This is a genomic window from Secundilactobacillus pentosiphilus (assembly GCF_002217985.1).
Lineage (GTDB): Bacteria > Bacillota > Bacilli > Lactobacillales > Lactobacillaceae > Secundilactobacillus > Secundilactobacillus pentosiphilus.
The window spans coordinates 90,808-103,252 of the sequence record NZ_BCMI01000001.1 but is presented as its reverse complement, the minus strand read 5'-3'; the positions used below and the strand labels follow the sequence as shown (position 1 = coordinate 103,252).

The 12,445-nt window shown below is 45.7% G+C and carries 14 protein-coding genes and 1 tRNA gene; 5 read left to right on the top strand and 10 right to left on the bottom strand.

Translation table 11 applies throughout. The features are described from left to right. Positions 1-8: 8 nt before the first annotated feature. Positions 9-1,175 carry a hypothetical protein gene (locus tag CES81_RS00465; protein WP_089120243.1) on the bottom strand — a complete coding sequence of 389 codons (1,167 nt, stop codon included), beginning with the start codon at positions 1,173-1,175 and terminating at the stop codon, positions 9-11. A 132-nt stretch (positions 1,176-1,307) separates the two neighbouring features. On the opposite strand from CES81_RS00465, the gene CES81_RS13420 reads away from it, so the two are divergent. Together CES81_RS13420 and CES81_RS00460 are read left to right on the top strand one after the other, a co-directional pair. Then, entirely contained in the window at positions 1,308-1,460 is a 153-nt protein-coding gene (locus CES81_RS13420) for a hypothetical protein (RefSeq protein WP_180949674.1), read from the top strand. A 403-nt stretch (positions 1,461-1,863) separates the two neighbouring features. Beyond that, the gene (locus tag CES81_RS00460; RefSeq protein ID WP_089120242.1) at positions 1,864-3,141 is read left to right on the top strand and encodes an O-acetylhomoserine aminocarboxypropyltransferase/cysteine synthase family protein; all 1,278 of its coding nucleotides are present in this window, start codon (positions 1,864-1,866) and stop codon (positions 3,139-3,141) included. Positions 3,142-3,443: 302 nt separating this feature from the next. Here CES81_RS00460 and CES81_RS00455 read toward each other — a convergent pair whose 3' ends face one another. Both CES81_RS00455 and CES81_RS00450 read right to left on the bottom strand, forming a co-directional pair. Beyond that, positions 3,444-4,130 (bottom strand): YjjG family noncanonical pyrimidine nucleotidase, encoded by a 687-nt coding sequence (locus CES81_RS00455; RefSeq protein WP_089120241.1) that lies wholly within the window; start codon positions 4,128-4,130, stop codon positions 3,444-3,446. Continuing rightward, positions 4,131-5,582 (bottom strand): MFS transporter, encoded by a 1,452-nt coding sequence (locus tag CES81_RS00450; protein ID WP_225356309.1) that lies wholly within the window; start codon positions 5,580-5,582, stop codon positions 4,131-4,133. A gap of 173 nt (positions 5,583-5,755) precedes the next feature. On the opposite strand from CES81_RS00450, the gene CES81_RS00445 reads away from it, so the two are divergent. Continuing rightward, positions 5,756-6,124: a hypothetical protein gene (locus tag CES81_RS00445; protein ID WP_089088365.1), complete on the top strand. Its 369-nt coding sequence runs from the start codon at positions 5,756-5,758 to the stop codon at positions 6,122-6,124. A 90-nt stretch (positions 6,125-6,214) separates the two neighbouring features. After that, entirely contained in the window at positions 6,215-6,922 is a 708-nt protein-coding gene (locus tag CES81_RS00440) for an MIP/aquaporin family protein (protein ID WP_089120240.1), read from the top strand. An 81-nt stretch (positions 6,923-7,003) separates the two neighbouring features. Here CES81_RS00440 and CES81_RS00435 read toward each other — a convergent pair whose 3' ends face one another. From CES81_RS00435 to CES81_RS00425, 3 genes are all read right to left on the bottom strand, one after another. Then, positions 7,004-7,666, bottom strand: coding sequence for a hypothetical protein (locus CES81_RS00435; protein ID WP_089120239.1), 663 nt, complete (start codon positions 7,664-7,666; stop codon positions 7,004-7,006). 98 nt (positions 7,667-7,764) lie between these two features. Further along, positions 7,765-7,837, bottom strand: a tRNA-Ala gene (locus CES81_RS00430). Between the two features lie 68 nt (positions 7,838-7,905). Further along, entirely contained in the window at positions 7,906-8,586 is a 681-nt protein-coding gene (locus tag CES81_RS00425) for a Crp/Fnr family transcriptional regulator (RefSeq protein ID WP_089088362.1), read from the bottom strand. A gap of 216 nt (positions 8,587-8,802) precedes the next feature. On the opposite strand from CES81_RS00425, the gene CES81_RS00420 reads away from it, so the two are divergent. Beyond that, positions 8,803-9,141, top strand: coding sequence for a hypothetical protein (locus tag CES81_RS00420; protein ID WP_225356308.1), 339 nt, complete (start codon positions 8,803-8,805; stop codon positions 9,139-9,141). 67 nt (positions 9,142-9,208) lie between these two features. On the opposite strand, the gene CES81_RS00415 is transcribed toward CES81_RS00420, so the two are convergent. The 4 genes from CES81_RS00415 to CES81_RS00400 form a co-directional block, all read right to left on the bottom strand. Next, on the bottom strand, positions 9,209-9,598 hold the full coding sequence (locus CES81_RS00415; protein WP_089088360.1) for a hypothetical protein: 390 nt from the start codon (positions 9,596-9,598) through the stop codon (positions 9,209-9,211). 133 nt (positions 9,599-9,731) lie between these two features. Continuing rightward, positions 9,732-9,941: a hypothetical protein gene (locus CES81_RS00410; protein ID WP_089120238.1), complete on the bottom strand. Its 210-nt coding sequence runs from the start codon at positions 9,939-9,941 to the stop codon at positions 9,732-9,734. A gap of 74 nt (positions 9,942-10,015) precedes the next feature. Continuing rightward, positions 10,016-11,296: a dihydroorotase gene (gene pyrC / locus CES81_RS00405; RefSeq protein WP_089120237.1), complete on the bottom strand. Its 1,281-nt coding sequence runs from the start codon at positions 11,294-11,296 to the stop codon at positions 10,016-10,018. Between the two features lie 2 nt (positions 11,297-11,298). Then, complete coding sequence (locus CES81_RS00400) at positions 11,299-12,243, bottom strand: aspartate carbamoyltransferase catalytic subunit (protein ID WP_089120236.1); 945 nt, start codon at positions 12,241-12,243, stop codon at positions 11,299-11,301. Positions 12,244-12,445: the final 202 nt, after the last annotated feature.

The window sequence follows — 12,445 nt, the reverse complement described above, 5'->3', positions numbered from 1 at the left end:
ATCCCTCCCTAAAGCTCGCCTTGGCTGCGTAACTGCTTTTCGGTTAAAAGGGCGTCTAAATAATCAAACGCCACTTCATCAATCTCACCTAAGTCGATTAACGTTCCTACTTTGTCGACGACAGTTTCCTGCTCAACCAAGTGAAAAATAATTTCGTTACCGCCAAACTTGCTGATATAGCCCGTAACGCTTTCATCATCGTCCAGTTGCAACCGAATCACTCGTTGAAACTTACTGGCTTGACTCAGCACTTCTTGAAAAAGATCATCGTTACTGTCAAACAGCCGTTCATCATTTAATCCCGGCTGGGAGACAACGCCTAAAGCTTTATCCAAGTTAATGTAAGTTTTCATCACCGCCAAGTAATCCGATTGGACAGTGACCTGCGCAATAGCGGTCAGCTTAACTAACCAGTACCCGCCAAACTGGCCCGTCATATCAACTAAATTGATCACCACGCTGTTTTCGCCGATGGTGTTTACCCGGCCAACGAAAAACATCCCTTCATCTGCCACTGGGTTAATAGAAATGAGCTGCTGGGTCTGTTCAGCTTGATGTAGGACGGTGGCGATGTCGGTTAAGCTGGAGACGGCCACCTTTTTAACTGGCGTCAGGGTCTGTAAATACCCCATTGCGGCGGTTTGTAAGGTCAATTCCTTACCTTCAAATTCAATCAAACCCACTTCGTCAAAGTTCATGATCACCTTGGGGTGCTGGTCTAAATGAAATTTATTAAAGACCTGAAAGCCAAACTGCCGGTCTGAAATCTGGGTCACTTCGCCCTCCTGAAGCTGGTTGTTCTTTCGATCAAGGACCATCACGGTAGCTTCATCCGCCATTGCAGTCTCCAGTACCTGCCGAATCAACGGTCGTTTTTGATCAAATTCAGTGGTCATGCGGCCAAAGGTGAAAAAGTGTTCGGCCGTGGCGTTTTCGATCCGATAACGCATGTTATCCAGGTCGTCGCTTTCAAACTCAACAAATTCAATCACATCAAACGTCAAGTAAACGGCACCATCTTCGCTGCCGCTATCGTCAAACGTGGTTAAAATGATGCCAGCCGCATCAACAATATCTACGTATCCCGTATAAACGACGTCTTGCTTAACCTGATAAACATTGACTAAGGCTTTTCGCTGCAACGCAAATTGCAGGTCATTCACGATTGAATTCATTAGCACACCACCTTTCCGTTGATTAATTCATCTGGTACAACACTGAAACTTTACGCTATTTTGGGGCTGAAAACAATCGATTTGCGTTAAAATGTAGTTAAAATTCTGTTTCACTGATAAGGAGATTTTAAGATGCCGGAAAAGCCCCCAAAAGTTAAAGAGCACCACAGCTTGCCTGAAATTAAGGCTGATATTAAAACACCGCCCAGTTCCGGCGGCGTCATGAACTGGGGACCGCTATTCGCGTGGTTCAAGTCACTCTTTGTTAAGAAGAACAAAAAATAAGCAATTGCATCATTACCTAAAAAAATTTGACTTCTAAACTAAGAGCGTCTATATTAGACAGTAATTAGAAAGTGAAATTCTGATGGGAATAGTACCTGAGTAGACGTCATACAGCGAGCTGCAGATAGTGAAAGACAGCGGATAGTCGACTTAGCGAATGAGCCCAAATTGATGGTCAGCTGTTGACGCAGCTGGCTCGCAAGGATGCGTTATCATTCCAGACATCAGCAGGTGTCGTTGAGGCAGTTTATGTGAGTAAACTGTGAAAAATGGGTGGTAACACGGCGTTCGTCCCATACTGGCTTTGAGCTAGTATGGGGCGAACGCTTTTTAATTTCAATTTCTAACACACATAGTTAACAACGGATAACGGATTCGCAAAAAATAATAAGGAGCGATTGATATGACGGAAGAACAATTACATTTTGAAACCAAACAAGTACATGCAGGTCAAGTTGTCGATGAAACGGGTTCTCGAGCAGTGCCGATTTACCAGACGACCTCATACGTTTTTAAAGATGCCGCACAAGCTGCGGGACGTTTCGCGTTAACGGATCCAGGTAATATTTACACCCGTTTGACCAACCCCACTACCGCGGTGGTAGAAAAGCGGGTTGCTGCCCTTGAAAACGGGACTGCCGGCGTTGCTCTAGCAACTGGTTCAGCCGCGGTAACGGCAGCCATCTTAAACGTTGCTAATCAAGGTGACAACATTGTCTCTGCCAGCACCCTTTACGGCGGCACTTATGATTTATTTAGCGTCACGCTGCCAAAACTAGGGATCACCACGACCTTCGTTGACCCGGACGACCCGCAAAACTTTGCCAAAGCCATCGACGACCATACTAAGGCCCTCTACATTGAAACCATTGGTAACCCCGGTATCAACTTAATCGACATTGAAGCCGTCGCAAAAGTGGCCCACGATCACGGCATCATCCTGATCGCCGATAACACCTTTAGTACCCCGTACTTGATTCAGCCACTAGATCACGGTGTTGACGTGGTCGTTCATTCAGCAACCAAGTTCATTGGTGGCCATGGTACAACTATGGGCGGTGTGATCGTTGAAAACGGCAAGTTTGACTACGCGGCTTCTGGCAAGTACCCAGACTTTACAACACCTGATCCAACGTACAATGGCCTGGTTTGGAACGATGTCGCACCGGCGGCCTTCACAACCAAGGTACGTGCCCAAACGCTACGTGATATTGGCGGTGCGATCAGCCCATTTAATTCATTCTTACTCCTTCAAGGACTAGAAGACTTATCACTGCGTGTTGAACGCCACGTTGCCAACACGGAAAAGATTACCCGTTTCTTGAACGATCATCCAAAGGTCGCTTGGGTGAACTATCCAGGCCTTGAAGACAGCAAGTATCACGCCTTAGCTAAGAAGTACTTTCCTAAGGGGACCGGTTCGATCTTCACACTGGGTCTTAAGGGCGGTGAAGCAGCTGGTAAGAAATTGATTGAAAACCTGAAGCTGTTCTCACTGCTTGCTAACGTCGGTGACGCTCACTCACTGATCATTCACCCAGCCTCAACCACCCACGCACAGCTGAATGAAGAACAACTGAAACAAACGGGGATCACGCCAGATTTGATCCGGATCTCAGTTGGTATCGAAAACGTGGATGATTTGATTGCTGACCTGAAACAGGGATTAGATAAAATTTAGTTTAGCATCGATGAAGTGCAAATTTCTCGACTTACCCGTTCATGAATGATTAAACTAAAAACGGTTTTTCAAACGTAAAAGGTTGTGACATAAGTCTGTATTGATAAGTCTTTCAATTGGCTTTTGATTGAAATTCGCTAAAAGTGTTTCTTTAGTTCAATGTGTCGACATAGTTTAATCGTGCTCTAAAACTCAGATTCCGGCCATTTAACCTAAATAGTGCCTGTCCCGACAAAGTTCGCCGGAACAGGCACTATTTAGGTTAAATTCTGGAATCTACCGAGTTTTGCCACACACTCTTCCTACTCAACAATCTGTTCCAACTTTTCAAGCTGGTCAATTTCATAAGTCGGTTTAATACCGGTTTGATTGGACTGATGCATCGGATTATACCACACAGAGTCTAAACCAAAGCTGGCGGCACCCTTAATATCGGAAGTCAGGGAATCCCCGATGACGATGGTTTGTGCTGGCTGATAGTCTGAAATATCGGCCGTCACCCGTTGGAAAAAGGCCCTGGAAGGTTTTTGCGCACCCACTAATTCAGAGATAAAAACGTTTTTGAAGTAGTGATCAAAGTGAGCTGCTGCAAGCCGTTTTTTCTGGGTTTTAGCAACGCCGTTTGTGACCACGTATAAATCATAATCCGTACTCAAGTCACTTAGTACTTCCGGTGCTTGTGGCATCGGTTCATGCCCCTGTCCCAAATAAAAGCGATAGCGCTCTTCCATTTTTTGACCATCGATATCATGAATTCCCAACCGATCAAAGAGCGCTGCAAAGCGCTTAACCAGCAGCTTGGGCTTACTAATTTTACCGAGTTCGAACTGCTGCCACAGGGCTAAATTTTTAGCGTGATAGAAATCGTAAGTGGCGCTGGTCAGCGGCAGTTTAAGTTCCTTAAACAACCCCTCTAAAGCCTGCTTTTCCGCCGCTTGAAAGTTCAAAAGCGTATCGTCAATGTCAAAAAGTAATGTTTGGTATGCCATTTAAAATTCATCCTTTACTGGTTTAGTCGGTCGTTTAATTAATCGGTACCCGGTGATTAACGCGGCAATCGCACAAATCACCGCGGCAATTAAGAAGACGATGTGCATGCCATAAATGAACACGTCGGGCTGACCTTTAAGGTAAGTCGTCACCTTGGTCCCCTTATCATGACTCATACCAGCGAAAAGTACCGTTGTTGCAAAGGAAATACCGACGACCATGCCTAAATTACGTACCAGGGCATTCATACCGCCCGCAATTCCCAGGTCTTGAGGGGCCACTGAATTCATCACAATCGTGTTATTGGGCGCCTGAAAAATCCCGTTTCCTAAGCCAACGCAGCCCACGATGGCGGTAAAAAGCCACAGCGGTGTGCCAAGATCTGTCAGCATATACCCAATTTGACTCAGGAGGATCAATATCAAACCGCAAAAGGTAATTAATTCCGGCCCAATACGATCCGACAGTGCCCCGGCCATGGGGGCCACGATCACCTGGACAATTGGAAAGGCCATTAAGATCAAGCCGGCAATATTCGGCCTTAACCCGCGGGCATTTTCCAGGTAAAACGGTGAGATCACGTTAAAGAAGAAGTTCGTCACGAAAATTAAAAAGCCGCACAGCAGACTCATTGTAAAAGCGCCGTTTTCAAACAAACTAAACGCTAATAACGGTTTAGCACTGTGATTTTCGATGCGGACAAAAACCGCTCCGATAATCATTGCAAAAGCAAATAGACCTAAAATCACGGGATTAGAAAAACCAATTTCCTGGCCTAAAAAGATCCCCACGAATAACGAAACCATGAATAATGCCATTGTAACCGCGCCTAAGCGATCGATCTTTTCGTGTGATTTCGTAATGTCTTTGGGTAAAATGGCGTGGCCGATAATGATCGTCACGACACCAACCGGTACGTTCAGCCAGAAAATATACCCCCACGAAAGGTGAGAGAGTACAATACCGCCCAATCCAGGTCCCGCGATGGAGCCCAATGCTACGAACGATCCAATCATCCCTAGCGCTCGGCCACGCTCACTGAAGGGAAAAACTTCGGTGATAATCCCATTATTGTTGGCCATGGTCATTGATGCACCCAGTGCCTGAACGACCCGGGCTGATAATAATAGGTAAAAACTGCCGTTAAACCCGGCTAATAAAGACCCGAAAACAAATAGCCCAGTACCGATCCGAAAAACCTTAATTTTGCCAACAGAATCGCCTAATTTACCAAATAATAGCAACAGTGAACAAATGACGATCAAGTATATTGAAACCACCCATTCTGCCTGGTTCATCGGTATCTTTAAGTCACCTGAAATAACTGGCAGCGCAATATTAACGATGCTGGCATCTAATGTCGACATGAAGGTAAACAATCCTACTGCGGCTAAAATCCACCAGCGATGACTTTGAACTCGCTGGTCGGTTGAATAACTTTTAGTTGCCACGTTGCACCTCTTTCACTCTTAAAACTAACCATTTACAACCTTTAAATTTACGCTTTTTTGTCGTTTTAATCAAACACTAACCCCGCAGCCTCATTAATTTTCTACCACCAATGATCACCCTTCTTGCTTAACCTGTTTGGGACTGCTATTCTATATATTCGAGGTGTAAAAACATGACAGATGATCGCTATTATCAACCTAAAAATGCTAAGGATGCCCTGCGCTATATCGAGGGCTTATTCAACCAGTACGCACAGGCACCACTGACAATGGAATTAGTTGCTTATCATCAAAAACTGGTCAAACAGATTCAAGAAGATATTTTACCGACAGCCCAAAGGGACAATCAGCCGCTGCAAGTGGCAAACGCCAATCAAATGGTGCAAACCATGCAGTCCTGGTTACGGATCCGCATGAGCGGCCAGCCGTTTGCCGGCAAAATGCGGCACTTTAAATTCGAACCTGATAACGCTCAACCTAAATTTAAACGCAAGGTCATTAAGGGCCGTAGAAGCGGCGGCCACCGTTCGGTTCGTCATTAAGGGAATGCAAGCCTTTGTAATCAGACCTTTAACCTGCTAAAATTAGGATTGTTTCTGATGTTAAATTATTCTATAAAGGTGGGTATCATTATGCAAGGATTTATTGGTGAGTTTTTTGGAACCGCTTTCTTGATCATATTTGGAACGGGGTCCTGCGCTGCCGTTAACCTCAAAAAGACCTACGCGACGGGAGCAGATTGGACTTACATCAGTCTTTCATGGGGAATGGCCGTTACGATGGGTGTTTATATCGCCGGTATGCTAGGTTCAGACGGTCATCTAAATCCAGCGGTAACCATTCCGTACGCTTTATTCGGTCTGTTTCCGTGGCACAATGTGGTACCTTATCTTTTAGGACAATTTTTAGGTGCCTTTGTCGGGGCAACTTTAGTCATCATTCAATTTACCCCGCACTTTAAAACAACTAAGGGGGAAGAAGCCGGGAATACCGTGGGCATTTTTGCGACAAAGCCCGCCATTTCATCACCCCTCTTTAACTTCCTGTCTGAAGTCATTGCAACCTTTGCCTTCGTCTTCGCCCTGTTAAACTTAGGGAACTTTACAACCGGGCTCAAACCCTTTATCGTTGGTATGCTGATTTTCGTTGTCGGTACCGGTTTAGGGTCAACTACGGGATTCGCCATTAACCCCGCCCGTGACTGGGCACCCCGGTTTGCATACACCATCATGCCGGTCCCTAACAAGGCCTCCGCTCATTGGAATTACGCCTGGGTGCCGATGTTTGGTCCGCTGTTAGGCGGTATTATTGCAACGGCAATTAAAGTGGCAATTAAATAACGTTTAAACGATTAACTCTTCAAAAAAATCTGTTTATCAGTAAATCACTGATAAACAGATTTTTAATTGATGTTAATCATACTAATATGCGTTATATGCAGTAACGAAACCTTGAACCGCTTTATCAACATCGCCAGCTGCTTTATCCTTAATTTGCTGCTGAACGCTTGCGTCACTTGGGTCGATCTTGGTTTTGCCCTGATCAAACTGGCTTTGAATCTGCTGCATGTAGCTTGCAGTTACTTGCTTTAGTAATGCCGGCTTTGAATAAGTCGTTGCAAAGGACTGAGCAGGTGAACTCTTTGTCAGACTGACCTTATAGGATGAGCCCTTATAGCTTGGGAACAGTCCAGCTTTGTAGTGGTTTAGTTTGACCCGGTATTTACTGTTACTATACTTGTAAACATCCATCCGGTAAGTGGTCTTATCGAGCTTGTTGTTATTCATTAGCCGATAATAAGTCGTCAGCGTCCGGTGACTCTTACTCAATTTATACTTAGTAGGAATACCATACCGAACTGCAAAGTTCTTAAAATCACCAAATACGAGAATCTTCCCCTTTTTACTCCCGCTCTTAAAGGTCTGCCAACGAAACGCATACCCCGCCTTTGAGACCTTAAAATGACCACTTGGAATTGAAGAAAAAGTCGTTGAAGCGTGCGCCGTGGTCGGCTCCTGTGAAGCCACGAGACCGCCAAGTGCCACCGTCAACACAACTAACAGCTTGGTTCCAATTTTTTTCATTGTTGCGGTTCCCCCTTAAATAGTAACCAATAACATTAACCGCATCATATCATGCAAAAACTATTAATACAATTATTACCTTTTTTCTAAAAATAAAATGGATCCAAACGGACTTGAACCGTCGACCTCCTGCATGCGAAGCAGGCGCTCTCCCAACTGAGCTATGGACCCAACAACAATAAACAGACTACCACTAATTGCATAGTCTGTTAAATGGTTAAGCGTTTTAATTTTAATGATTAACTTTCAACCATCATCAAACCATCAATATCATTGAGCTTAATATGGTTACGCCCGCGCTGAGAAATCAGCCCCGACGTTGAGAACTGCTTTAACTTACGGCTAATTGTTTCGGGAGAAGTGCCCAAATAAAGCGCCAGATCTTTTTTTTGCAACGGTAGGTCAAAATCGTTCGTGTCCAATTCTGAGCCGGTTTCAACTAAGTAATTCGCTAACCGCTCACCAACGCTAGTGGTCAAAGTAGCAGCCGCTTGAGCTTCAAGTTCAGACACCCGTTTGCCCAGAGCATTCAGCATATTGATCGCCACCGCTGGGGATTGCTTGATCAACTTCTGAAAGTCCTGCCGGGTGATCAAGCAGATCTGTGTGTCAGTCAATGCTTCAGCACTAGTTTGACGTTCCTTATCTTCAAACAGAACTGACTCACCGTCAAAATCACCCGTCTGAAGCAGCCGAATCATCTGTTCACGGCCGCTAGCTGAGCTCTGCGTCACCTTTACTTGTCCGTGAGCCATAATCATCAATGAATCGGCATGCTCACCTGCCATAAAAACAAATTCACCCTTATTGACGTGCCGTTCCTGCACCAAGTCGGCCACGGCAGAAATCGTCTCGTGATCGAGCTGTTGAAAGATCGGTACTAATTTGACACACGCTATCGCATCATGATGCTCTAACATAACGTTATCCCTCCAATCAAGTTGGCCACTAACTTTATTCTAACTTGATTGTAGCCGTTAGAACAGTAACTTAACTTGACGGACATCAAGTAACGCCCATTTTTTTACCATTATCGGTCAATCGAAAAAGATTCACCTTTGACATTGATTTATCCGCGCTTACACGTTGAATTCCGACCTAGTAAAGCCTTAAAATAAACTTAGAGGTGATTATTCTTGAAAAAATCTGAGAGAGAACGCAAAGAGAGTGTTATTGTCGATATGAACGACTTCTTAATGGAATACGGTGCTAAGAAATTAGGCAACCGTGACGACCTTGCTGAAGTCATTTACAAAGCAGCAAAAGATGATGTTAAGGGTTTAGATACCTTGTTTAAAGATAATGGTGAAGCCCGTGAACGCATCTACAAAGCCATTGGTAAAGGGTTCCTTTCAGACTATGAGAGCGATAAGTCGGCTGACCAGCTTGATAAGGATTCGGAATCACTGGTTCACCAAGCAATTAATTATCTTGGTAAACACGAAAAAGACTTGGACAATTGGAAATTTAATTGATCCATTACGTAAAATAATAGCGGCTAGTCTTCCGATTCGGAAAACTAGCCGCTATTATTTTACGCCTTTATTTAACGACAATGTCATAATGACCGCCATAGGTGCCGCGGTCGTGAACAACGCCTACGCCCAACGGTGTCTTGATTTTAGTCCCAAACTTCTTATTATTCGCTAAAATCAAATAACCGTTCTTATCATGACCGTTCAACGTGTATGTACCATCTGAAGTATACGCACCCAGCCCAAAAATATGCGAGCCGTTTGGTGAGTAATACGTGAAGACCCGGTTATGGTAATGCACCCGGCCCATTCGTTTAAACGCTGACACACTCATAATCGCATCAGCCTTTGGATTATATTTAACTTTTGCAGCTGCAGTCGTTCCGGTCACACCAGCAACGCCCACAAACATTGATATAGCAAGTAATAACCCCGCTACCCAAGTTTTAATTGACAAGATAAAGTCTCCTCAAATAACTAATTCCTAATTTATACAACAGGGACTAGTATAATCAAAGAAAATTACGTAGGCGTCTCATTCAAGTTAATATTTGTTGGTGTTTTGAAACAATTGTCATACTTCTGTTATATTATGCGTGCATTTGTTTAAACAACGCTGCTCTTAAATCAGCAGCAATGATCTCTAAAACAACTTTGATCAACTGCTCCGGCATGTACCCGGTTGCGTCTAACTGTGCTTCATGGTCATTCACGCGTGTGACCATGGTCCCCTGAGTGACCAGTTCCACGTTATACGCTGCCAAAAGCGGTTTTAATGCGATCAATTCTTCCTCAGTCATACCGTTTCCCCTCCAATCTTCATCACACTCATTATACTGATTGGAGGGAGTTCCCCGCAAGCACAACCCCAAAGTTAAGGCCGATTGATGTAAGCATCCTCACCCGAAACTAAAGTCCGGATGGTTTTTCCCAGAACTTGTTGACCGATAAAGGGTGAATTATGTCCCTTAGAAAGAAAATCCGCAGCTTGAATCGTAAATGGGGTGGTTAAATCAAACAGTACCACGTCTGCTGGTGCACCAGCCATTAGCTGACCGGCATTTAACCCAAAACGTGCCGCTGGTGAAGCAGCCATCCAATTAATGAGCTGCGCCAAGCTAAACAATCCCGTTTTAACAAACTTGGTGTACAGCATAGCAAAGGCCGTTTCACTGCCGGTAATGCCAAAGGGTGCTTTAAGCATGGACCGCGCCTTCTCTGCATCCGTGTGCGGAGCATGATCCGTGGCAATTAAATCAATGGTGCCATCCAATAAGCCAGTAATCAGGGCCTGGCGATCCTGCTCACTGCCTAGCGGCGGATTCATTTTCAGCATGGCATTATCGCTGGTAATATCCTCATCACGCAATAGTAGATGATGCGGTGAAACCTCACAGGTCACGTTTACGCCGGCAGCCTTAGCCGCGCGGATCACTTGTACCGTGGCGGCTGATGACACGTGGCAAACGTGATAATGGGCCCCGGTTGCTGCCGCTAAGGCCACGTCGCGTGCCACTTGGGCAGTTTCAGATACACTGGGGATTCCTGGCAGTCCTAACCGTTTGGATACGCCGCCTTCGTGCATCACACCGCCAAACGTCAAACTATCGTCTTCCGCGTGGGCAACCACGGCCATGTTTAACTGGGCAGCTTGCTGCATGGCTTGATACATGGTCCCCGCCGTTTGGACACCGTTACCGTCATTACTGAACGCAAAGGCCCCCGTGGCCTTCAAACCAGCCATATCTACCAGCTCGTCACCGCCGCGGTCAGTGGTGATCGTGGCGTATTGAACCATGTGTACCGCCCCATCACGCTGATTTAGCGCCAGCATGGCTTTCAGCCGTTCCGGCGTATCCGGCGCTGGAATTACGTTGGGCATCGCTGCAATGGTGGTATAGCCACCGTGTGCAGCAGCCAAGCTACCCGTTTTAACCGTTTCTTTAGCGGTTTGTCCAGGCTCGCGCAAGTGTACATGAACATCCACCAACCCGGGGCTCACAAATAATCCCTGTGCATCAATAATCTGATCAACGGGCGTTTGGGCACTCAGGTGCTGGCCAATCTTCGCAATTTTACCATCAGCAATTAAAATGTCCCTGACTTGTAAATGCCCGTTAACTAAACACTGGCCGTTTTTAATTAATCGTTTCATCATTAATCCTCATCCACCAGTCCTTGATACCGCAGCAGACTGGCCATAATCGCCATCCGAACGTAAACACCGTTGGCCATTTGCTGAAAAATTCTGGAACAGTCGCATTCAACCAACTCATCGGCAATTTCAACGCCGCGGTTAACTGGTGCCGGGTGCATGATAATGGCGTGTTCCTGCATCCGCGCTTTACGGGCGGGTGTCAAGCCGTACTCTGCGTTGTATTTGGCAGCGGTAAAGTGCTTGTTTTCTGAAGCGTCCAGCCGTTCGTGCTGAACCCGTAAGAACATCATGACATCCATTTGATCTGCCAAATCGTCCACCGGCATCCAAGTGCCATAAGCATCAAAACGGTCGTCAAACCACTTCTTGGGGCCGCCAAAGAAGACCTGAGCTCCCAGCTTATTCAAGACCTCCATGTTGGAGCGGGCCACCCGGGAATGTGATAAATCACCAATGATGGCTACTTTCAGGCCTGCAAAACTGCCAAATTCTTCGTAGATCGTCATCATATCCAATAAGGACTGTGAAGGATGTTCACCGGAACCGTCGCCACCGTTAGCAATCCCCAGATGAATGTGGCGGTCGTTAACCAGCTTGGTATAGTACTCGTTGTGCCGGTCACGAATAGCCACTACATCCACACCAATGGCTTGCAGGGCTTTCACAGTATCGGCCATCGTTTCACCCTTATTGACCGAACTGACAGCTGGGTTAAAATCAACGACTTGCAGGCCCAATTTGCGTTCTGCCATTTCAAAACTGGTGTGGGTCCGGGTACTATTTTCAAAAAACAGGTTGGCTGCGTATGCCGGTCTGGTCAACTGAATTTGCTTACCAGCTTTAAAAGCCTGGGCTTCCCTAACGAAGGCCATCACTTCATCGGCTTCCAGATCTTTCATACTGAGTACGTTTGCGTAACTTAACGGCTTGGTGGTTTCAATCATAGTTTTTTCCTCCTAAAATAAACGCGCCTTGCCGTGTTTGCAAAGCGCGCCTTTTTGGGTTTGACCATTGGACGTTTTGCTCTCACGGGAGACAATTAAATCGTCAGACAACAAAAACCTCTCTGCCGCCTGTGGGTAGAGAGGTTCAATAAAAGCTAGACTTTACGCCTATTTCACCGTACCTTCTTAGCCTCACAGGACT